We start from the raw sequence: 21688 nt of genomic DNA, 5'->3' as shown, positions 1-21688 counted from the left end.
AGGGGGAGAGAAGATAAACATAGTCGGCAATTCAATTGTGTGCAATTTAATTGACCGCAATGATATCCCATTATCACCTCCCTCTGTAGGAGCCCGGCTTGCCGAACGCCTACAGAGGTTTTATCAACGCGGGACGAGGTCCAGGCACACCGAATTGATGCAATAACGCAGGCCAGTCGGCGGCGGACCGTCGGGGAATACATGGCCCAGGTGGGCATCGCATTTGGCGCAGGTGACTTCGGTGCGGGTCATGCCGTGGCTGACGTCACGGATTTCGATCATCGCGCTGTCGGCAATCGGCGCGTAGAAACTGGGCCAGCCGCAGCCGGAATCAAACTTGGTGGTCGAATCGAACAGCGGCTCGTTGCAGCAGATGCAGTGGTACACACCGTCCGTCTTGGTGCCGTTGTACTTGCCGCTGAAAGGTCGCTCGGTACCCTTGAGACGACATACGTTGTACTGCTCGGGGTCGAGCATGGCTTTCCATTCATCAATGGTCTTCTGCAGCTTTTCCATCGGTACACCTCGGCAACTGAAAAAGCCTGATCTGTGTCTTTTCCGTAGATCAGGCGGCACGTATGATTGCGCCTCTTCAAAACGCCAGTCTGGCACCCGCGCTACCGGCATTCAAACGTATTTATGGGGGCGGCCCCGCGGGATTCACAGTACGGTAGTGTCCACACCGTCTGGATCGTTCATTTTCAGGATCACATCGCCATGCAGGTCAGCAAATCGAACAAGCTCGCCAACGTCTGCTATGACATTCGCGGCCCAGTGCTCAAGCACGCCAAACGCCTGGAAGAGGAAGGCCATCGCATCCTCAAGCTGAACATTGGCAACCCGGCGCCCTTTGGTTTCGAAGCGCCGGACGAGATCCTCCAGGACGTGATCCGCAATCTGCCCACCGCCCAGGGCTACAGCGACTCCAAAGGCTTGTTCAGCGCGCGTAAAGCGGTGATGCAGTACTACCAGCAAAAGCAGGTCGAAGGTGTTGGCATCGAAGACATCTACCTGGGCAATGGCGTGTCCGAGCTGATCGTGATGTCCATGCAGGCCCTACTCAACAATGGCGACGAAGTGCTGGTGCCGGCGCCGGACTACCCGCTGTGGACCGCCGCCGTGACCCTGTCCGGTGGCCACCCGGTGCACTACCTGTGTGACGAAGGCGCCGACTGGTTCCCGGACCTGGCCGACATCAAGGCCAAGATCACCCCGAACACCAAGGCCCTGGTGATCATCAACCCGAACAACCCGACCGGCGCCGTGTATTCCAGGGAGGTGTTGCTGGGCATGCTCGAACTGGCGCGCCAGCACAACCTGGTGGTGTTCTCCGACGAGATCTACGACAAGATCCTCTACGACGACGCCGTGCACATCTGCACCGCGTCGCTGGCGCCGGACCTGCTGTGCCTGACCTTCAACGGCCTGTCCAAGTCCTACCGCGTGGCGGGGTTTCGCTCCGGCTGGATCGCCATCTCCGGCCCCAAGCACAACGCGCAAAGTTACATCGAAGGTATCGACATACTGGCCAACATGCGCCTGTGTGCCAACGTACCCAGCCAGCACGCGATCCAGACCGCGCTGGGCGGCTACCAGAGCATCAACGACCTGATCTTGCCCCAAGGTCGCCTTCTGGAACAGCGTAATCGCACCTGGGAACTGCTCAACGCAATCCCGGGCGTGAGCTGTGTGAAACCCATGGGCGCGCTGTACGCCTTCCCGCGGATCGACCCGAAGGTGTGCCCGATTCTCAACGACGAGAAGTTTGTGCTCGACCTGCTGCTCTCGGAAAAACTGCTGGTGGTGCAAGGCACGGCGTTCAACTGGCCGTGGCCGGATCACTTCCGCGTGGTGACATTGCCGCGCGTGGATGACCTGGAGATGGCCATTGGTCGCATCGGTAGCTTCCTCAAGTCCTATCGCCAGTAACGGAAACGGCGCTGTACGATCGACAATCGGTCGTACAGCGAGTATCTGGCAACACTTCTCTGCCCCTTCTCCGTTCCAGCCGTTTGCTGGCGCAGCAAAAGCTATCTCCCCCCTATATTTACTGGGCTGGAAGGTATAGGCGAACCGATCAAGGCGGCTTTTTCGCGTCGGAAAAGCCCTTCAAGGCTCTACATTCAGGCTGTAGGACACAGTTTGAAATAGTCGCTCGGTTGAATCACCCCATGCCGCACCTTATATACCCCGCAGTACGCGACATATTAAGCATGAGGAGAACTCTACAACCATGATGCGCATCCTGCTGTTCTTGGCCACTAACCTTGCGGTCGTGCTGATTGCCAGCATTACCTTGAGCCTTTTCGGCTTCAATGGGTTCATGGCGGCCAACGGGGTTGACCTGAACCTCAATCAGCTGCTGATTTTCTGTGCGGTCTTTGGTTTTGCCGGCTCGCTGTTCTCGCTGTTCATCTCCAAGTGGATGGCGAAAATGAGCACCAGCACCCAGGTGATCACCCAGCCACGTACCCGGCATGAGCAATGGTTGCTGCAGACCGTCGAGCAATTGTCCCGCGAAGCAGGCATCAAGATGCCCGAGGTCGGGATCTTCCCGGCCTATGAAGCCAACGCCTTTGCCACCGGCTGGAACAAGAACGACGCACTCGTTGCGGTCAGCCAGGGCATGCTGGAACGCTTCTCGTACGATGAAGTGAAGGCGGTGCTGGCCCACGAGATCGGCCACGTGGCCAACGGTGACATGGTCACCCTGGCGCTGGTCCAAGGCGTGGTGAACACCTTCGTGATGTTCTTCGCGCGGATCATCGGCAACTTTGTCGACAAGGTGATCTTCAAGAACGAAGAAGGCCGCGGTATTGCCTACTTCGTGGCAACCATCTTCGCCGAAATCGTGCTGGGCTTCCTGGCCAGCGCGATCACCATGTGGTTCTCGCGCAAACGGGAATTTCGCGCAGACGAAGCCGGTGCCCGCCTGGCCGGTACCGGGGCGATGATCGCAGCGCTGCAACACCTGCGCTCCGAACAGGGCCTGCCGGTGCATATGCCGGACAGCCTGACGGCCTTTGGTATCAACGGTGGCATCAAGCAAGGCATGGCTCGCCTGTTCATGAGCCACCCGCCACTGGAAGAGCGTATCGACGCACTGCGTCGTCGGGGCTGATAGCTCGGTAGTGACACCGAAAGGGGCGATCTGATCGCCCCTTTTTCGTGGGTACGTCTTTGAGCATTGCGGCATAGGTATCTACACCTCTAGAGCGAGCCTCTGCTACGTGATATCACATTTAGAATGTGTAGATACCGATGGCCATCGCTAGCAGGGTCAGCACCTGGTCAGTTGATACCCACGCTCTTCCAGCCGCGTAACGCCGTCCTGCACGAACTTCCAGCTCTCGCCCAGAATGTCTTGCTCTTCCACCACCTTCAGGGCCCAGTCCGCGCCAAACAGCACCTTCACCTCCTCATCCGTCACCGCAAACGGCGGGCCGGCTTTTTGCGTCTGGTCGTAATCGAGGGTGATCAGCAGCCCCTGGCAACCCGGCCGCAAAAGCGTATTCAGGTGCTCGGCATACTGCGCACGCATCAGCGGCGGCAAGGCGATCAGCGCGGCGCGATCATACAGCGCCGTGCAATCAGCCAGCGCCTCGGCGTCAAGGGCGAAGAAATCGCCGCACCACACTTCGATCAAATCAGCCTGATACACCTTGAACACGCCCCGCTGGGTGATGCGCGGCGCCAGGCTCTGTTCGCTGAAGAAAGCTTCCACCGCCTGCTCCGACAGCTCCACGCCAAGTACACGATGCCCACGGCTGGCCAGCCACATCAGGTCCAGGCTTTTGCCACACAATGGCACCAGCACTTTGGCGCCCTTGGCGAGGGCCAACGTCGGCCAGTGCCGTTGCAGGCAAGGATTGACCTCGGGCAAATGAAAGCCGATCTGATTGCGCGCCCAGCGCTCCCGCCAAAACTCAAGCTCCATGGATACCCCCGAAAACTCGATCAAATTGTGCTAAAACTTATATTAGATTTAGATCAATGATCTGATTAAAGATGGGCCCATGTTAACGCTCAGGACCCCCCTTATGTTCCCCAGCCTGTTTATCTCCCACGGTTCGCCCATGCTCGCCCTGCAACCCGGCGCCAGCGGCCCGGCGCTCCAGCGACTCGCCGCTGAGATGCCACGGCCGAAGGCAATCGTGGTGGTGTCGGCGCACTGGGAAAGCCATGAGCTGCTGGTCAGCGGCAGCGCGGCGCCCGACACCTGGCACGACTTTGGTGGCTTCCCCCGCGAATTGTTTGCCGTGCAATACCCCGCGCCGGGCGATCCGCAGTTGGCCGGCGAGATAGTCAAGCGGCTGCACGCCGATGGTTTGAATGCACGCCTAGACGACCAACGCCCGTTCGACCACGGCACTTGGGTACCGCTCTCGTTGATGTACCCGGCGGCAGACATTCCAGTGGTGCAGGTTTCCCTGCCCAGCCGCATGGGCCCTGCCCTGCAGACACGGGTCGGGCATGCGCTTGCCAGCCTGCGCGACAGAGGTGTGCTATTGATCGGCTCGGGCAGCATCACCCATAACCTGGGCGAACTTGACTGGCACGCAGGGCCTGAGAGCATAGAGCCCTGGGCGCGGGATTTCCGGGACTGGGTGGTGGACAAGCTGGCGGCTAACGATGAGAACGCGCTGCACGACTATCGCCGTCAGGCACCGCATGCGGTACGTAGCCATCCCAGCGATGAGCATTTGTTGCCGCTGTACTTTGCACGTGGCGCCGGTGGCGATTTCAGCGTGGCGCACCAGGGGTTCACTATGGGCGCCCTCGGCATGGACATCTACCGCTTCGGCTGACAGAAATCTAAATGTGGGGAGCGGGCTCGCTCGCTCCCACATTAACTTGGATACAGAGCCAAAACCTCAAATGCCAGACAAAAAAATCCCCGAACCAGTCGGGGATTTTTTATGTGCGATCAATCAACCCATAGGCGGATCAATCTTCGCGGTAGCGACGCAGCTTCAACTGCTTACCGGCAACGCGAGTGTCTTTCAGCTTGGCCAGCAGTTTTTCCAGACCATCTTCCGGCAGCTCCACCAGGGAGAAGCTGTCACGGACCTGGATGCGACCGATGGCTTCACGTGCCAGGCCACCCTCGTTGAGGATAGCGCCGAGCAGGTTCTTGGCAGCGATACCGTCACGCGCGCCCAGCGCGGTACGGCAACGAGCACGGCCTTCAGCCAATGGAACCGGAGCGCGACGCTCACGATCACCACGGTCTGGACGGTCGCCAGTACGCTCTGGACGATCACCGCGTGGCGCGTTGTTCGGCACCAGTGGGCGTTCTTTCTCGATGGCTGCCAGGGTCAATGCTTGACCGTTGGTCGCTTTACGCAGCAGGGCTGCAGCCAGGGCACGTGGGGTGCAACCGATATCGGCGGTCAGGCGGTCAAGCAATTCGCCGTGGGTCGATTCAGCGTCAGCCACCAGCGGCGACAGGCTGTTGGTCAGTTTCTTGATGCGAGCATCCAGAACGGCCTGGGCATCCGGCAGGCGGACTTCAGCGACTTTCTGACCGGTAACACGCTCGATCACTTGCAGCATGCGGCGCTCACGTGGCGTCACCAGCAGCAGTGCACGACCTTCGCGACCGGCACGGCCAGTACGGCCGATACGGTGAACGTAGGACTCTGGGTCGTACGGCATGTCAACGTTGAACACGTGGGTGATACGTGGAACGTCGAGACCACGCGCAGCAACGTCGGTCGCCACAACGATGTCCAGACGGCCATCCTTGAGGGAGTCGATCACGCGCTCACGTTGGTTCTGGGCGATGTCACCGTTCAGCGCAGCGGCTTTGTAGCCTTTGGCTTCCAGGGCACTGGCCAGGTCAAGGGTCGCTTGCTTGGTGCGCACGAACATGATCAGGGCGTCGAAGTCTTCGACTTCCAGCAGGCTCAATACAGCCGAGGTCTTCTGGTCAGCGTGAACCAACAGGTGAGCCTGTTCGATCGCAGTAACGGTCTGAGTCTTGGTCTGGATCTTCACGTGTTGCGGATCGCGCAGGTGGCGTTCGGCAATGGCACGGATCGACTGTGGCAGGGTGGCCGAGAACAGGACGGTCTGACGGGTCGGTGGCAGCGCCTTGAAGATGACTTCCAGGTCATCCATGAAGCCCAGCTTCAACATTTCGTCAGCTTCGTCGAGAACCAGATGGTTCACGGTCGACAGGACTTTCTCGTCGCGACGCAGGTGGTCGCACAGACGGCCCGGGGTGGCGACAACGATCTGTGCGCCGTTACGGATTGCTTTCAGTTGCGGGCCCATCGGCGCGCCGCCGTAAACAGCCACAACGGTAACGCCTGGCATTTGCTTGGCGTAGGTTTCAAAAGCGGTTGCTACTTGCAGCGCCAACTCACGAGTTGGCGCCAGGATCAGGGCTTGCGGTTCGCGCTTGGCAGGATCGATGCAGTGCAGGATAGGCAGGGCGAACGCGGCGGTTTTACCAGTACCGGTTTGCGCCTGGCCAATCATGTCCTGGCCGGCCATGATGATCGGGATCGATTGCTGCTGAATCGCCGAAGGTTCTTCGTAGCCGGTCGCGATGACGGCAGCGAGAATATTCGGGTTAAGATTAAAAGCGGCGAAGCCGCCGGTTTCCTGGGTCATGGGTCTGCCTCTAAGTGCATCCGCAAAGACCCATGCTCCAAAGCTGCGCATGCCGTGTTGAGACTCAAGAGTCGCCCTGGCTGCTTTGTCGGCGGGGATTTGCGAAAACGAATGAATGAAAAAGATTCGTCAAGGAAGAGTCCGCTGTGCGGACGTGCAGCCGAAGCTGACTTCGGGGAATTGCGCTACCTAAACGCGGCCCGGTTAAAGGCCGGCGCGCACTATACCGGAAATAGCTGAAAAAGGGAGCTTTTTTTATCGTAAAGCACTGATAAACCGCGCTGCGTCACAGTCTTTGCAGATAACACGCGTTAGGTCTATTTTTCAAAGGCCCGGCCCTGTTGGTCACAACGCTTAAACGGTTCACCCAACCCTTCCGACCCTTTGGTCTGAAACCCTTCCCCGCGCCCGAGGGCACACCCGATGAATCAAGCCAGCAGCCGCCGCGTCAGCCGAAAACTGCAGGGCCATGTCCTGCTGTTGGGCCTGGACCGGGTAGCCAAACGCAACGCTTTCGACCTGGACCTGCTCAACGAGCTGAGCCTGACATATGGTGAATTTGATCGAAATGCCGATGCGCGGGTGGCGGTGGTATTTGCCCATGGTGATCACTTCACTGCCGGGCTGGACCTGGCCAATGTCAGCGCGGTGATGGCCGTCGGCTGGCAACCACCGCTGGGTGTGCAGGCCACATTGATGTCGGCACGGCTGGCGCATATGGAAGGCGAAGCCGTCGCGGCGGCGGCTTTGCCGCCTGTGGTGGATAAATTGCTTAACAGCGAGGATGCCGAGGAAGGTGTACGGGCGATGATTGAGAAGCGGCCGGGGGTGTTCAAGGGTATATGAATAACCTGAATTAGCCGTCGACAGTGATGGCCTCTTCGACTTGCTTGCGAAAGCGTCAGAACAGGCGACTAGGTTGCCGGCCGAATCGCCTTAATCAGCGACTGCAGCGAATAGCCCAAACGCGGCGCCAAGGCTTCGGCGCGAGCGGACAGGCCCTCCCTATCCAACGCCTGATCCAGCTCCGAAGGCACCAACAGAATCACATTCCCCTCCTTCACCGGCAGTTCCCAGTAATGCCGGTGATACAACCCGCGCAACAACGCCGCACCCAACGGTTTGCCATCGTCGGTGGCCCATTGGTTGATCACCAGCCAGCCGCCGGGGTTGAGTTTTTTCTGGCAGCTTTCCAGGAAGGTCCAGGCCAGGTGCCCGACGCCGGGGCCGACGTCGGTGTAGAGGTCGACGAAAATCAGGTCGGCCGACTCAGCCGTGTCGAGCAATTGCAGCGCGTCGCCGACGCGGATATACAGCCGTGGGTCATCGTCCAGCCCCAGGTATTCGATGGCCAGGCGCGGCACGTCGGGACGCAACTCGATGGCCTCCACGTCTTCCAGCGGCAGGAACTTAAGGCACGCCTGGGTCAGCGTACCGGCGCCCAGGCCGAGGAACAGTGCGCTTTCCGGCTGTTCATGGCACAACGCGCCGATCAGCATCGCGCGGGTGTAGTCGTACTCCAGCCAGCTCGGGTCAGCCGTGAACACGCAGCTTTGCTCGATGGCATCGCCGAACTCGAGAAAACGGTAATCGGCCACTTCGAGCACACGGATCATGCCGAAATCATCATGGACTTCGGCGAGCAGGCGCTCGACACGCTCCTCGGTCATCATTACTCCTAAAGGGTTTGCTGCACGGCAAAGGCGTGATTGTCGGCCAACCGGCGGCAACAGGTCACGCACTAATTGCTGATAACATTGGCGCCCGACCGTCAATCAACAATCGAGTGCATGATGAGCCAACCCTGGAGCCCCGACAGCTGGCGCGCCCTGCCGATCCAGCAACAACCCCAGTACCCGGACGCTGCGCACCTGCTGCACGTGGAGCAGAGCCTGGCCAGCTACCCGCCGCTGGTGTTTGCCGGGGAAGCCCGCGAGTTGCGTCGCCAGTTTGCCGAAGTGACCCAGGGACGCGCGTTCCTGCTGCAAGGTGGCGACTGCGCCGAGAGCTTTGCCGAATTCTCCGCCGCGAAAATCCGCGACACCTTCAAGGTGTTGCTGCAGATGGCCATTGTGATGACCTTCGCCGCCGGCTGCCCGGTGGTCAAAGTCGGGCGCATGGCCGGCCAGTTCGCCAAGCCGCGTTCGGCCAACGACGAGACCATCGACGGCATCACCCTGCCCGCCTATCGCGGCGACATCGTCAACGGCATCGGTTTCGATGAAAAAAGCCGCGTGCCGGACCCGGACCGCTTGTTGCAGTCCTATCACCAGTCCACCGCCACCCTCAACCTGTTGCGCGCGTTTGCCCAAGGCGGGTTTGCCGACCTGCACCAGGTGCACAAGTGGAACCTGGACTTCATCGCCAACTCCGCTCTGGCCGAGAAGTACAGCCAACTGGCCGACCGCATCGATGAAACCCTGGCCTTCATGCGCGCCTGCGGCATGGACAGCTCGCCGCAACTGCGCGAAACCAGCTTCTTCACCGCCCACGAAGCACTGCTGCTCAACTACGAACAAGCCTTCGTGCGCCGTGACAGCCTGACCAACGACTACTACGACTGCTCGGCGCACATGCTGTGGATCGGCGACCGTACGCGCCAGTTGGACGGTGCCCACGTCGAATTCCTGCGCGGGGTGAACAACCCGATCGGCGTCAAGGTCGGGCCGAGCATGAACCCGGATGACTTGATCCGCTTGATCGACATCCTCAACCCGGACAACGACCCCGGCCGCCTCAACCTGATCGCGCGCATGGGCGCCGGCAAGGTCGGCGACCACCTGCCAGGCCTGATTCGTGCGGTGCAGCGCGAGGGCAAGCAGGTGCTATGGAGCTCCGATCCGATGCATGGCAACACCATCAAGGCCAGCAGCGGCTACAAGACCCGCGACTTTGCGCAGATCCTGGGCGAGGTGAAGGATTTCTTCCAGGTGCACCAGGCCGAGGGGACGTATGCCGGCGGGATTCATATCGAAATGACCGGGCAGAACGTCACCGAATGCATCGGCGGCGCGCGGCCGATTACTGAAGATGGTTTGTCGGACCGCTATCACACCCATTGCGACCCGCGGATGAATGCCGATCAGTCGCTGGAGTTGGCGTTTTTGATTGCCGAGACCTTGAAGCAGGTCAAGCGCTGAGATTTAAGTTGCCTTTAGGGCGCCATCGGGGACAAGCCCCGATAGCGCCCTAAAGCACAACATCCAAGCTGATCATTGCAACGCTTAACCGGTCGGCACTCGGCCTTTGGCAATTGAGCAGCACCTGCTCCAACCCCAGCCAATCAGCCATCTGCCGCAGATTCAGCGCCAGCGCCAACATCCCCTCCTCATCAAGCCCCGGCTCTTCCTCATGCACCGCATGCACCGCCAAACGCCCATTGGCGCGCTCGGCGCGCAAGTCGATGCGCGCGGCGATCCGCTCGTTGTGCAAAAACGGCAGCACGTAATAGCCGTAGACGCGTTTGTCCTGTGGCGTGTAGATCTCCAAGCGGTAACGGAAATCAAACAAGCGCTCGGTGCGGCTGCGTTCCCAGATCAACGAATCGAATGGCGACAGCAATGCGCTGGCCGGTGCTTTGCGCGGCACTTTGGGTTCGGGCAGGCAGTACGCCGGCTGTTTCCAGCCTTGCACCTGGCAGGTCAGCAATTGGCCGTCCTCAACCAATTCGGCAAGGCGATTGCGGCTGTCGGCAGGGTCCAGGCGAAAATAATCGCGCAGGTCTTTTTCCGTACCCACACCTAACGCTGTCACACTGTGCAACAACAAGCCGCGCTGGGCTTCAGTTTCAGTCACAGAGGCTTGAAGCATCTCGCGGGGGATCACCCGTTCCGGCAAATCATAGAGCCGCTCAAACCCACGCCGCCCTGCGACAGTGACGAGGCCAGCAGCAAACAGCCATTCCAGCGCGTGTTTTTCATCACTCCAATCCCACCACGGGCCCGCGCGCTCTTCGCGGGTCGACAGGCTGCCGGCACCCAGTGCCCCCTGTTGTTCAACGGTCTGCAAAACACGCTGGATGGTGGCCTGCTGCTCCCGACCAAAACGCGCCATCTGTGAATAGATACCCTGCCCCTGCTGCGCCCGCACCATGCGCCAACGCATCAACGGGTAAAGCGCCAGCGGCAATAGTGACGCCTCATGCCCCCAGTATTCGAACAACGAACGCCGCCGGCCCTGGCTCCAGGCCGCCTGTTCAAGGAGCAAAGGGGAGTAATTGCCCAGTCGGGAAAACAGCGGCAGGTAATGCGAGCGCACCACGGCGTTCACCGAGTCGATCTGCAACACGCCGAGGCGTTCAATCATCCGGTTGAGCTGCGCAGCCTTAATCAGCGCAGGCGCCTGGCGCCCGGAAAAACCCTGGGCCGCCAGCGCCATGCGTCGAGCTTGCTTGAGTGAAAAAGACAGGTCGGCGGGCATGGGGGTCTCCGTGTGGGCGCGCCACCTACCCTACTGCATCCGCGATCATTTTCGCAGCGGGTCTTGCCAGAAATTCAGGTGTCGCTCCTGCTCTACGTCGCGGCGATTGAGCCCGATATCCTTGAGCGCCTCATCGCTCAAGGTTGCCAGCATCTGCCGCTCCGCGTGCACCACCTGCCAACGGGCGATCTTGTGAAACAGCCCGAAAAATGGACGTTTCACTAGCAATACAAAACCTCTTTGACCTTTCATCTTCTCGCCCTCCCGTGGGGATGGCGCAAGTGTGTGCCCGGGCTTATGATCAATCCAACGAATGTTTCTTATGCAATACATCTCAGAGATTGATCATTTGTCCAGCTTCCCAAGCATCGACACAGAAGTGCTGCGCACCTTCGTCGCCATCGCCGACCAGGGCGGTTTTACCCGCGCCGGGGAATTGGTCAACCGCACTCAATCGGCGGTGAGCATGCAGATGAAGCGCCTGGAAGAAGACGTGTTGCAGCGCAAGCTGTTCGAACGTGATGGTCGCCAGGTACGGCTCACACCCGAAGGCCAGGTGTTGCTGGGGTATGCGCGGCGCATCCTGAAACTGCACAGCGAAGTGTTCAACACCCTGCGTGAGCCGCACATGGTGGGGTTGGTGCGCATCGGCACGCCAGATGACTACGTGATGCGTTTCCTGCCTGGGATTCTGAAGCAGTTTTCCAAGGCCTATCCGCTGATCCAGATCGAGATGCACTGCGAATCCTCACCGGTGCTAATGCAGCGGCGGGATTTGGCGTTGACCGTTGTCAGCCGCGAGCCAGGCAATGAAATCGGTGAGCTGTTGCGCACAGAACGCATGGTGTGGGCGGCAGCGCCATGCTTTTGCACGGACGAGCATGAAGCCCTGCCACTGGCGATGTCCGGTGCCGATTGTCTCTACACCCAGTGGGCGCGGTCGGCATTGGAGGCGGCCGGGCGCGATTATCGCCTGGCCTATCACAGCTCCAACGTGGCGGCGATCCAGGCGGTGGTCAACGCCGGCCTGGCGGTGATGGTCAGCATGGAAAGCCTGGTGACTGACGACCTGCGCGTGCTTGGCAAGGACGAGGGCCTGCCACCACTGCCCTCGATGAACCTGCACTTGTTGCGCAACCCACAGATGAATTCGCCCATCACCGAATGCCTGGCGGACTACATCCTCGAAGGTTTCAGACTTTAAAGGTCAGCATCACCGCGCACACCACCAGGAAGCCACAGAACAAGCCGCGCAACACACGCTCCGGCAGCGCATGCGCCACCTTCACACCCCAACTGATACTGAGCAAACCGCCGACGGCCAACGGCACGCCGATCATCCAGTCCACTTCCTGGTGCCAGGCGTAGGTCACCAGCGTTACGCCGGTGCTGGGCAGCGCCAAGGCCAGCGACAATCCTTGCGCGATCACTTGGCTGGTGCCAAACACGCTGGTGAGTACCGGCGTGGCGACCACCGCGCCCCCCACGCCAAACAAACCGCCCATAGAGCCGGACGCCGCACCCAATACGCCCAGCCAGGGCCAGGAGTAACGCATCTGCGCGCTCGGGGGTGCGTTGCGGGTGAACATGCGCAGCAGGTTATAGGCCGCCAGCACCCCCAGAAAGACGATAAAGCCGATGCGCATCGCCCCCGCATCCAGGCCCACCGCCCAGATCGAACCGAGCCAGGCAAAACTGAACCCCATGATCGCCAACGGCAGCGCATGCCGCAGTTCGATGCGGTTACGTTGGTGATAGCGCCACAGCGCAAGCATCACGTTGGGCACCACCATCACCAGCGCCGTACCCTGGGCCAGTTGTTGATCCAGGCCGAACAATACGCCCAGCACCGGGATCGCAATCAGCCCGCCACCAATGCCAAACAGGCCACCCACCGTGCCGAGGGCTGCGCCCAAGATCAAATACATCACTACATCCAACACTGCGCGCTACTCCTCAATCCCATGCCTTGCATGCTACGCAGTCGGCTATGGCGTGGAAACGCACAGCAACGCACAATGGCTGTGCCAATCTCGCATAAGCGTTTGTGTAATGAACCCGAATACCTTGACCGATCAGCTTGGCCTGTTTCTCGATGTACTGGAGACCGGCAGCTTTTCCGCCGCCGCACGTCGCCACCCGCTGACGCCCTCAGCGGTGGCACGGCGCATCGACAGCCTGGAAAGCTCAGTGGGCAGCCGCCTGTTCCAGCGCAGCACCCACGCGGTGGTGCCGACCCCGGCAGGCCTGGCATTTGCCGAGCGGGCGCGACGGATTGTCAACGAGTTGCAATTGGCGCGCGCCGAAGCGGTGTCCCTCAGCCATGCGCCGGAAGGCTTGATTCGCGTGGACGCGCCGGCAGCGTTTGGGCGACGGCATCTGGCACCGGTGATTGCAGATTTTCTCAATGTGTATCCGGGGCTGGACGTGCACCTGCATTTGATCGACAGCTTTGTGGATATGCAGGGCGCGCACCTGGGCAAGGTCGATCTGGTGCTGCGCGCCGGGCATATCGTCGACACCCGGCTGATTGCCACGCCCCTGGCAAGCATCGTACGCATCGCCTGCGCCAGCCCGGCCTATCTGAAAAGCCGTGGCACGCCGCTGCATCCTCGCGAGTTAAGCGAACACGACGGGCTGGACTGGGATGGCTTGGCGCCGATGTTCGCCTGGCGCTTTGAGCTGGATGGGCGCCGCGCGACCTATCGCCCGCAGCGCATCCGCATGAGCGCCAACAACGCTGAAGCCTTGCTGTCCGGCGCGTTGGCGGGGCTGGGGATTGCCCATCTGCCCACATGGCTCGCCAGTGAGTACCTGGTGCGCGGCGAGCTGTTACCGTTGTTTTGCGAAAACGGCCTGCCCAGCCCCGAGACCACCGGGATCTATGCGCTGCGCCTGGAGCAGCAACCCAATGCACGTAGCCGCTTGTTGCTGGAATACCTCAAAACCCGTTTCAGCCCAGTGCCGCCCTGGGATCTGGCATTGCAAAGTGGCTTGGTCTGACCGCCCGCACGGAATTATCTGGCGCATTAAAGAATTGCCCGCTAGATTCCAGCCCAGACACGCTTTTTCGAGGCCCCGCCATGAGTAAAAACCCTGATCCGTGCGAATCGCTGATGCTGGACAACCAGTTGTGCTTCGCCCTGCACTCCACCTCGCTGCTGATGACCAAGGTCTACAAGCCTTTGTTGCAGGCCCTGGGCCTGACCTACCCGCAATACCTGGCGATGATGGTGCTGTGGGAACAGGATGGTTTGACCGTCGGCGAAATCAGCAGCCGCTTGCTGACCGATCCGGGCTCCCTCACCCCGCTGCTCAAGCGCCTGGAGGTCGAAGGCCTGCTCAGCCGAACACGCAGTCGTGAAGATGAGCGCGTGGTGGTGGTGGAATTGACCGACGCCGGCCGGGCGTTACAGGACAAGGCCATGGGGATTCCTGAGTGCATTCTGGGCGCCAGCGGCTTGGAATTGGACCAGTTGCGCAAGCTGCAAGGCGACTTGATTGCGTTGCGTGCCAACCTGCAAGCCAGCCTCTAACGCGGTAGACCCGCCATCAAAAATCTAAAATGTGGGAGCGGGCCTGCTCGCGAAAGCGGTATGTCAGTCGATTGATTCAGTGACTGATCCACCGCTATCGCAGGCAAGCCAGCTCCCACATTTGGTTTGTGGCGCCAGAAAACGACGCATTGCGAACTTTTTTAAAAATTTATCTTGCGCGCTAAACATTAGCGCTATACATTCACCTCACCAACTACTTAGCGCGCAAACATTTAGCGCTGAAAGCCAAGAGGAAAACACCATGCAAACGCTCTATACCGCAGTAGCCACCGCCACCGGCGGTCGTGATGGTCGTGCTGTTTCCAACGACAACATCCTAGACGTCAAACTCTCCACGCCCAAAGAACTCGGCGGTGCCGGTGGCCAAGCCACTAACCCTGAACAACTGTTCGCTGCCGGCTACTCGGCCTGCTTTATCGGCGCGCTGAAATTCGTCGCCAGCCAGACCAAACGCAAGATCCCGGATGATGCCTCGATCACTGCCCACGTCGGCATTGGCCAGATCCCCGGTGGTTTCGGCCTGGATATCGACCTGCACATCAGCCTGCCGGGCCTGGCCCAGGACGACGCGCAAAGCCTGGTCGACGCGGCTCACCACGTCTGCCCGTACTCCAACGCCACCCGTGGCAACGTCGATGTGCGCCTGCACGTGACCGTCTAATGACCTTGGCCGCCCCTGGAGAAAGACATGAACACAATGGGTAAAGCGCTCACCGGAACCCTGCTCGCCCTGTCCATCACCCACGCCTTTGCTGCGACGGGTGATGTGGAACACAACACCCAGGCCTTCCTGGATGCGTTGAACGCCGGCACCGGTAAACCGATAGAGCAACTGACGCCAAAGGACGCCCGTGCCGTACTCACTGGCGCCCAGGCCGGTGTCAAGCTGACCTTGCCCACCGCGGATGTGAGCCAGAAGACCATTCAGGTCGATGGAAAGCCGCTGGACCTGACCATCGTGCGTCCGGCCGGGGTCAAGGGCACATTGCCGGTATTCATGTTCTTCCACGGTGGCGGCTGGGTGCTGGGGGATTACCCGACCCACGAACGCCTGGTGAGGGATTTGGTGGCGGGCTCGGGTGCGGTGGCGGTGTTCGTCAACTACACGCCTTCGCCGGAAGCGCATTATCCGGTGGCGATCAACCAGGCCTACGGCGCTACTAAATGGGTGGCCGAGCACGGCAAAGAGATCAATGTCGATGGCAAGCGCCTGGCGGTAGCCGGCAACAGTGTCGGCGGCAATATGGCGGCCGTGGTCAGCCTGATGGCCAAGGACAAGGGCACGCCGGCGATCAGATTCCAGCTGCTGCTGTGGCCGGTGACCGACGCCAGCTTCGACACGGGGTCCTACAACGAGTACGCCGAAGGGCACTTCCTCACCCGCAACATGATGAAGTGGTTCTGGGACAACTACACCACCGACGCCAACCAACGCGCCGAGATCTATGCCTCGCCGCTGCGGGCCACCACTGCTCAGCTCGAAGGCTTGCCGCCCGCGCTGATCCAGACGGCCGGCGCCGATGTGCTGCGTGATGAAGGCGAGGCCTATGCCCGCAAGTTGGACCAGGCAGGTGTGCCGGTAACCGCCGTGCGCTACAACGGCATGATCCACGACTACGGTTTGCTCAATGTGGTCAGCCAGGTGCCAGCGGTGCGTTCAGCCCTGCTGCAAGCGTCGGACGAACTGAAGCAACACCTGAAGTAATCAATACGACGCGCACGAAAAAGCCCGACACAAGATCGGGCTTTTTTTCGTATCGGCTGGGCCAGAATTACTTCTTGGCGCGACCTTTGTACGAACCGCCTTCGCGGGTATCGATCTCGATCAGGTCGTCGATTTCGATGAAATCGGCCACTTGCAGTTCGGTACCGTTGCTCAGCTTGGCAGGCTTCATCACCTTGCCGGAAGTGTCGCCGCGAGCGGAACCTTCGGTGTAGGCCACTTTACGCACGATGGTGGTCGGCAGCTCTACGGAAACCAGGCGCTCTTCGAAGAAAATAGCTTCGCAGACGTCTTCCATGCCTTCTTCGATGAACGGCAGAACGGCTTCGATATCTTCAGCGTTCAGCTCGTACATGGTGTAGTCGGTGGTGTCCATGAACGTGTAGGTGTCGCCGCTGATGAAGGACAGGGTCGCTTCTTTGCGGTCGAGGATCACGTCGTCCAGTTTGTCATCGGCGCTGTAGACGATCTCGGTCTTGTAACCGGTCAGCAGGTTCTTCAGCTTGGTCTTCATGATTGCGCTGTTACGACCAGACTTGGTGAACTCAGCTTTCTGAACCAGCCAAGGGTCGTTTTCGAGACGGATCACTGTACCGGGTTTCAGTTCTTTACCAGTTTTCATTGCATATATCCGAAATTTGGATGGGATTTACAAAATTCAAGGTGGCGTATCATATCCAACTTTCATAAAACTTCACCAGCGCCGTCGCAAGATCGGCCTGCAAGCCTTGTTCCAGACACCATGTTTCGGCGTGCCGGCTCACCTCCGGCCCGTGTTCCAGCAACATTTTCCACGGTTGTGCCATATCGCCCTCCGTGTTCCAGGCTTGCCAGAGTCCGATCAAGGCAGCCTTTGCCGCCGCTGATAAGCCGGCCGTGTACAGCGCCAGGAAGGCATCGAGCTTGTCGAGATGGATGTCTTCGTCCTGGCGATAGATGTGCCACACCAACGGCCTGCCGGCCCATTGGGCGCGTACGAACGAGTCTTCGCCGCGTACGGCATTGAAGTCGCAGCACCACAGCAGGCGGTCATATTGCTCTTGGCGTACGAACGCGATGACCTGCACCGTCAGCGCTCCGCGTTGCTGGATGTCCCCCGCTGCCAGCCGGTCCAGGCCCAGCCAGCGCTGCACATCACCCAGAATCCGGCCCTCCGGAACCAACAGATGAGTGGCACGCCCATCCGTCGATAACACGTCCAGCCAACTGGCCAGCCCGGGATTTTCGTAGGCAAACAGTGAGATCAACCGCGCATCGGCTGCGGGAAATATGCCCAAGGCTTGCAGGAAGTCTCGCTGCGCACTGGCATCCTGCTGAAAGGCCCGACGCTGCTCCAGCAGCCCCGCCTCGCGCAACAAGCCGCCGGTGCCGGGACGAAACCCGGGAAAGAAAAAGTACTTCTGCACGCCTTTGAATTTCACCGACGGTAGCCCGTGACACCCCACCACCCAGTCTTCCGCGCTGAGGTAATCCAGGTTCATCCATAACGGCGTACGCTCGCATTCGGCCATGGCCTCCATATAGCCGGGCGGCAACTGGCAGGCGAAGGCGGCGATCACTACATCTGCCGCTGGCGCACCCACCCACTCGACCGGCCAATGACACACTTCGACGCCTTCCTGCCATTGCAGGTCTTGCTGCACATCAATTTCCGGGCACATGCGCTCGAAGGCGCGCAGGTCATCGACCCACAAACGCACAGCGCAAGCATGCTCCGCCACCAATTGCCGGGCCAGGCGCCAGGTCACGCCGATGTCGCCGTAGTTGTCGACGACGCTGCAAAAAATATCCCAGCGGGCTTTCATTCCGGGCTCCAACGATCAAAGGCTCGATTGTCCGCATAAATGCACCGATGCAGAAGGCTTGATCGCGATTATTCTGCACAGTGGCTGTGCGACAATCGCCACCACGCCGCAAATGCCTGCCAGGAGGCCGCCATGTCTGATCGTTCGTTATCGCTGCTCAAGCTCAGTGTTTCTATCGCGTTTGGCGTGTGGCTGGGGTTTATCGCCATCGTGCTGACCACTTGGCTGGCTTCGCGCTATCTGTTCCCGCAGAGCCTGGCGCCGGTGGCCCAGGCGGTCCAGCAATTGGGCAAGCCTGCGGTTGTGGAACCTGAGCCGCCGAACCGCCTGTTCGAGCAATATCAGCAGAACCTGCAGAAGCAGGAACAGGAGCAAACCCTGGATCAGGCCCGCAGCAATGCACGCAACCTGTCCAACCCCAAATGCCAGTTCTGGCTGCAACAGGACCAGAACGCTCCCAACGAAAAGACTCGGGCCAATGTCCTGCAATTCTGCGATTGATCACTATGAATAAACACGCTGTCCACCCGTTGGTCCTGGAAAAGCTCAGCGTCGACCTCGACATTGCCCAACGTGCCGCGCAGACCGCCTACGAAACGGCGACCCACGAAGAAAACATCGCCGAAAACAAATACGACACTCTGGGGCTGGAGGCGTCCTACCTGGCAGCCGGGCAAGCCAAGCGTGTAGAGGAAATCAAGCAGTCACTGGCGCAGTGCCAGAACATGGCACTGCGTGCCTACGATGATCAGCGGGGCATAGAAATCGGCGCGCTACTGGGCCTGACTGATGAGAGCGGTCGCCAGCAGTGGCTGTTTTTGGCGCCGGACGCGGCGGGTTTGAAAGTGGACGTGGTGGGGCAACCGGTGACCGTCATCACCCCGCGCTCGCCGCTGGGCAAAAGCCTGCTGGGCAAGTTTGAAGGTGATGAGGTGGAGATTCTGGTGGCAGGCGCTCGGCAACTGTTTACGGTTACCGAGGCCAAATAAACCACTCAGTGAACGGGCAGTTCAACGCCGTCGAACAGCTCTTCCAGTTCCTGCTTGTTGTGGCACTGGATCGCCTTGGCCATGACGTCACGGGTCAGGTGCGGCGCAAACTTCTCGATGAAATCGCACATAAACCCACGCAGGAAAGTGCCGCGACGGAAACCTATCTTGGTCACACTCGACTCGAACAGCTCGCTCGCATCAAGCACCACCAGGTCTTTGTCGAGGGCAGTGTCGACCGCCATCTTGGCGACGATACCGACGCCCAGGCCCAGGCGCACGTAAGTCTTGATCACGTCGGCGTCGGCCGCAGTGAACACCACTTTCGGCGTAAGGCCACGATGGCTGAAGGCTTCGTCGAGTTTGGAACGGCCGGTAAAACCGAATACGTAGGTCACGATCGGGTATTCAGCCAGGGCTTCCAGGGTCAGTTTCGGCAGCTTGGCCAACGGGTGACCTTGCGGCACGACCACGCAGCGGTTCCAGCGGTAGCACGGCATCATCACCAGGTCACCGAACAACTCAAGGGCTTCGGTGGCGATAGCGAAATCGACGGTGCCGTCAGCGGCCATCTCGGCGATCTGCATCGGCGACCCCTGGTGCATGTGCAGGGCCACGTCGGGGTACTGCTTGATGAAATCACGGATCACCGGCGGCAACGCATAACGTGCCTGGGTGTGGGTGGTTGCGATGGACAGGGTACCCTTCTTCTCGTTGGAGAATTCCTGGGCAATCTGCTTGATGCTCTCGACTTTGCGCAGGATCTCGCCAGCGGTGGTGATGATGCGTTCACCGGCCGGGGTGACACGGGTGAGGTGCTTGCCGCTGCGGGCGAACACTTCGACGCCCAACTCATCTTCGAGCAGGCGGATCTGCTTGCTGATACCAGGTTGCGAGGTGTACAGGCTTTGAGCGGTAGCGGAAACGTTGAGGTCGTGGTGCGCCACTTCCCAGATGTACCGCAGTTGTTGAAGCTTCATATGTGTCCCTCAAAGCAGATAGACGCCACGGGTATCAGCGACGGTATATAACTATATTAAAGGTTCGATGGATAAATCTAGAACTTTTTATTGGTTTACCCATCACGCATTATCACTGCGTCGACGCTGTAACGAAGGCACCAGGTACACCGGCACCGTAGACAACTGCAGCACCCGTGCAGCAGTGCGCCCCAACGGGGTGGCCGCCGCGATCGCGTGGCTATGACTGCCTACAATCAACAGGTCTACGGACAGTTTGCGCAGCTCGTCGAGTATCACCTCGCACGGGTCCCCCTGGATCACCCGCACCGAACGGATCAACTTCAGGTCTTGCTCCCCTTCCCCCAACTCCTCGCGAAAACTGTCCAGTACCCGCTGCTCAATCGTCGCCATCACCGTGGTCAGCCCCTGACTCTGCCACTCACTCAGGGCCTTCTCATCAAGGTAGCTCTGTAACACCGATTCGGCGAACAACCCGATGGGCTCGACCACATGGATCACATACAAATCTGCCTTGAACGTTCGGGCCAGCGCCAGCGCGTGCTGCATCACATAAGGTGCGTACAGACCAAGGTCCGTGGCGTACAGCATCGAACGAATCATAGAACCCCCCCGGAACTGCCAGGATGGCGGAGATGAAATGAGCTTAGCAGTGCCCGGGCGAATACGATTGGCTTAGATCTTCACCTCATTACTAATGCCATGGGGCACATGCCCGGTCGCTACAAACTCCCTGGCTTTCTCGCAATGCCCGGCCTGGTCATCGAAAAACACATCGGCAGCAAACGCCTCCAGAAACGCGGATTTTTGCAGGCCGCCGAGGAACAACGACTCGTCCAGGCGGATATCCCACTCACGCAAGGTGCGAATCACTCGCTCGTGCGACGGCGCCGAGCGCGCGGTGACCAAGGCCGTACGGATCGGGCAGGACTCATCGGAAAACTCGCGCTGCAGCAGGTTGAGCGCCGCCAAAAAACCCTTGAAAGGACCGCCGTGCAAAGGCCGGCGCGCCGACTCCCGCTCATTGGCCTGGAACGCTTCCAACCCACCAGCCTGGTAAACACGCTCCGACTCATCGGAAAACAACACGGCGTCACCGTCGAAGGCGATGCGCAGCTCTTCGCTGGAGGCACGGTTTGGACCGCCGGACAAAATCGTCGCCGCCGCAAAACCGGCATCCAAGGCACTGCGCACATCTTCAGCATGGGTCGACAGAAACAGATGGCAGCCAAACGCCGCCAAATAAGGATAAGGACTACGCCCGCCTACGAAAGCGGCGCAGGAAATATCCAGGCCGTAATGCTGGATCGAGTTGAATACGCGCAGGCCGGTATCGGCACTGTTGCGCGACACCAGCACCACTTCGACCCGGGCACGGCCCAGGCTGGCGTTGAGACTCAGCAGCTTCTTGACCAACGGAAAGGCATCGCCGGTTTCGAGGATTTCTTCCTCGTGTTCGATCTGGTATTTGCGGTAGGCCTCGACGCCCTGGGCGAGGTAGACCTTGTGGCTGTCGCTCAGGTCGAACAGGGCCCGCGACGAGATCGCCAGCACCAGCTTGTCGCCCAATTCCTTTGCCATGGTGTGTCCCCCG

Annotated in this window: 24 protein-coding genes; 12 read left to right on the top strand and 12 right to left on the bottom strand. The window is 59.9% G+C overall.

Going from position 1 to position 21688, the window contains the following annotated elements; translation table 11 throughout:
* Window positions 1-123: 123 nt before the first annotated feature.
* Window positions 124-516: a peptide-methionine (R)-S-oxide reductase MsrB gene (gene msrB / locus AACY44_RS01330; RefSeq protein WP_339414755.1), complete on the bottom strand. Its 393-nt coding sequence runs from the start codon at window positions 514-516 to the stop codon at window positions 124-126.
* Window positions 517-717: 201 nt separating this feature from the next.
* Here msrB and AACY44_RS01325 point away from each other — a divergent pair, with 201 nt between their 5' ends.
* Together AACY44_RS01325 and htpX are read left to right on the top strand one after the other, a co-directional pair.
* Window positions 718-1929, top strand: a complete 1212-nt coding sequence (locus tag AACY44_RS01325) for a pyridoxal phosphate-dependent aminotransferase (protein WP_339414756.1) — start codon at window positions 718-720, stop codon at window positions 1927-1929.
* Between the two features lie 304 nt (window positions 1930-2233).
* A complete protein-coding gene (gene htpX / locus AACY44_RS01320; RefSeq protein WP_339414757.1) occupies window positions 2234-3121 on the top strand; it encodes a protease HtpX in 888 nt (295 codons plus the stop codon).
* Window positions 3122-3280: 159 nt separating this feature from the next.
* On the opposite strand, the gene AACY44_RS01315 is transcribed toward htpX, so the two are convergent.
* On the bottom strand, window positions 3281-3937 hold the full coding sequence (locus AACY44_RS01315; RefSeq protein ID WP_339414758.1) for a thiopurine S-methyltransferase: 657 nt from the start codon (window positions 3935-3937) through the stop codon (window positions 3281-3283).
* Window positions 3938-4040: 103 nt separating this feature from the next.
* Between AACY44_RS01315 and AACY44_RS01310 the strand changes: the two genes are divergently transcribed.
* Complete coding sequence (locus AACY44_RS01310) at window positions 4041-4808, top strand: DODA-type extradiol aromatic ring-opening family dioxygenase (protein WP_339529670.1); 768 nt, start codon at window positions 4041-4043, stop codon at window positions 4806-4808.
* Between the two features lie 139 nt (window positions 4809-4947).
* Here the strand turns inward: AACY44_RS01310 and AACY44_RS01305 are convergent, their stop codons facing one another.
* The gene (locus AACY44_RS01305) at window positions 4948-6621 is read right to left on the bottom strand and encodes a DEAD/DEAH box helicase (protein WP_053255160.1); all 1674 of its coding nucleotides are present in this window, start codon (window positions 6619-6621) and stop codon (window positions 4948-4950) included.
* A 423-nt stretch (window positions 6622-7044) separates the two neighbouring features.
* Between AACY44_RS01305 and AACY44_RS01300 the strand changes: the two genes are divergently transcribed.
* Entirely contained in the window at window positions 7045-7467 is a 423-nt protein-coding gene (locus AACY44_RS01300) for a hypothetical protein (RefSeq protein ID WP_339414760.1), read from the top strand.
* 68 nt (window positions 7468-7535) lie between these two features.
* On the opposite strand, the gene AACY44_RS01295 is transcribed toward AACY44_RS01300, so the two are convergent.
* Window positions 7536-8291, bottom strand: coding sequence for a spermidine synthase (locus AACY44_RS01295; RefSeq protein WP_339414761.1), 756 nt, complete (start codon window positions 8289-8291; stop codon window positions 7536-7538).
* Between the two features lie 123 nt (window positions 8292-8414).
* On the opposite strand from AACY44_RS01295, the gene AACY44_RS01290 reads away from it, so the two are divergent.
* Entirely contained in the window at window positions 8415-9761 is a 1347-nt protein-coding gene (locus AACY44_RS01290; protein WP_339414762.1) for a class II 3-deoxy-7-phosphoheptulonate synthase, read from the top strand.
* Window positions 9762-9810: 49 nt separating this feature from the next.
* On the opposite strand, the gene AACY44_RS01285 is transcribed toward AACY44_RS01290, so the two are convergent.
* A complete protein-coding gene (locus tag AACY44_RS01285) occupies window positions 9811-11040 on the bottom strand; it encodes a winged helix-turn-helix domain-containing protein (protein WP_339414763.1) in 1230 nt (409 codons plus the stop codon).
* Between the two features lie 45 nt (window positions 11041-11085).
* Complete coding sequence (locus AACY44_RS01280; protein ID WP_339427785.1) at window positions 11086-11292, bottom strand: DUF1127 domain-containing protein; 207 nt, start codon at window positions 11290-11292, stop codon at window positions 11086-11088.
* Between the two features lie 70 nt (window positions 11293-11362).
* Here AACY44_RS01280 and AACY44_RS01275 point away from each other — a divergent pair, with 70 nt between their 5' ends.
* Window positions 11363-12244: a LysR substrate-binding domain-containing protein gene (locus tag AACY44_RS01275; protein WP_339414767.1), complete on the top strand. Its 882-nt coding sequence runs from the start codon at window positions 11363-11365 to the stop codon at window positions 12242-12244.
* On the opposite strand, the gene AACY44_RS01270 is transcribed toward AACY44_RS01275, so the two are convergent.
* Window positions 12234-12983, bottom strand: a complete 750-nt coding sequence (locus tag AACY44_RS01270; RefSeq protein ID WP_339414768.1) for a sulfite exporter TauE/SafE family protein — start codon at window positions 12981-12983, stop codon at window positions 12234-12236. The two genes, AACY44_RS01275 and AACY44_RS01270, sit on opposite strands and share 11 nt — an antisense overlap.
* A 109-nt stretch (window positions 12984-13092) precedes the next feature.
* On the opposite strand from AACY44_RS01270, the gene AACY44_RS01265 reads away from it, so the two are divergent.
* The 4 genes from AACY44_RS01265 to AACY44_RS01250 all read left to right on the top strand — a co-directional run bounded on the left by AACY44_RS01265 (window position 13093) and on the right by AACY44_RS01250 (window position 16302).
* Window positions 13093-14043 carry a LysR family transcriptional regulator gene (locus tag AACY44_RS01265; protein ID WP_339414769.1) on the top strand — a complete coding sequence of 317 codons (951 nt, stop codon included), beginning with the start codon at window positions 13093-13095 and terminating at the stop codon, window positions 14041-14043.
* Between the two features lie 80 nt (window positions 14044-14123).
* Window positions 14124-14576, top strand: a complete 453-nt coding sequence (locus tag AACY44_RS01260) for a MarR family winged helix-turn-helix transcriptional regulator (protein WP_339414770.1) — start codon at window positions 14124-14126, stop codon at window positions 14574-14576.
* A gap of 262 nt (window positions 14577-14838) precedes the next feature.
* Window positions 14839-15258, top strand: coding sequence for an organic hydroperoxide resistance protein (locus AACY44_RS01255; RefSeq protein WP_339414771.1), 420 nt, complete (start codon window positions 14839-14841; stop codon window positions 15256-15258).
* Window positions 15259-15285: 27 nt separating this feature from the next.
* Entirely contained in the window at window positions 15286-16302 is a 1017-nt protein-coding gene (locus tag AACY44_RS01250) for an alpha/beta hydrolase (protein ID WP_339414772.1), read from the top strand.
* Between the two features lie 67 nt (window positions 16303-16369).
* Here the strand turns inward: AACY44_RS01250 and AACY44_RS01245 are convergent, their stop codons facing one another.
* Both AACY44_RS01245 and earP read right to left on the bottom strand, forming a co-directional pair.
* Entirely contained in the window at window positions 16370-16942 is a 573-nt protein-coding gene (locus AACY44_RS01245; RefSeq protein WP_003172723.1) for an elongation factor P, read from the bottom strand.
* Window positions 16943-16991: 49 nt separating this feature from the next.
* The gene (gene earP, locus AACY44_RS01240) at window positions 16992-18125 is read right to left on the bottom strand and encodes an elongation factor P maturation arginine rhamnosyltransferase EarP (RefSeq protein ID WP_339529668.1); all 1134 of its coding nucleotides are present in this window, start codon (window positions 18123-18125) and stop codon (window positions 16992-16994) included.
* A 132-nt stretch (window positions 18126-18257) separates the two neighbouring features.
* Between earP and AACY44_RS01235 the strand changes: the two genes are divergently transcribed.
* Together AACY44_RS01235 and AACY44_RS01230 are read left to right on the top strand one after the other, a co-directional pair.
* Window positions 18258-18626, top strand: a complete 369-nt coding sequence (locus tag AACY44_RS01235; protein WP_339414774.1) for a hypothetical protein — start codon at window positions 18258-18260, stop codon at window positions 18624-18626.
* Between the two features lie 5 nt (window positions 18627-18631).
* A complete protein-coding gene (locus tag AACY44_RS01230; protein ID WP_339529666.1) occupies window positions 18632-19114 on the top strand; it encodes a GreA/GreB family elongation factor in 483 nt (160 codons plus the stop codon).
* A gap of 5 nt (window positions 19115-19119) precedes the next feature.
* Here the strand turns inward: AACY44_RS01230 and cysB are convergent, their stop codons facing one another.
* The 3 genes from cysB to AACY44_RS01215 form a co-directional block, all read right to left on the bottom strand.
* Entirely contained in the window at window positions 19120-20094 is a 975-nt protein-coding gene (gene cysB / locus AACY44_RS01225; protein ID WP_339414776.1) for an HTH-type transcriptional regulator CysB, read from the bottom strand.
* A gap of 102 nt (window positions 20095-20196) precedes the next feature.
* Window positions 20197-20697 carry a universal stress protein gene (locus AACY44_RS01220; protein WP_339414777.1) on the bottom strand — a complete coding sequence of 167 codons (501 nt, stop codon included), beginning with the start codon at window positions 20695-20697 and terminating at the stop codon, window positions 20197-20199.
* A gap of 72 nt (window positions 20698-20769) precedes the next feature.
* Window positions 20770-21675, bottom strand: coding sequence for a 5'-nucleotidase (locus AACY44_RS01215; RefSeq protein WP_339529664.1), 906 nt, complete (start codon window positions 21673-21675; stop codon window positions 20770-20772).
* Window positions 21676-21688: the final 13 nt, after the last annotated feature.

It is taken from the genome of Pseudomonas sp. RA_15y_Pfl1_P11, from assembly GCF_963970975.1.
Taxonomy (GTDB): domain Bacteria; phylum Pseudomonadota; class Gammaproteobacteria; order Pseudomonadales; family Pseudomonadaceae; genus Aquipseudomonas; species Aquipseudomonas tritici.
The sequence above is the reverse complement of the archived record's forward strand: the minus strand, read 5'-3'. Positions and strand labels throughout refer to the sequence as shown.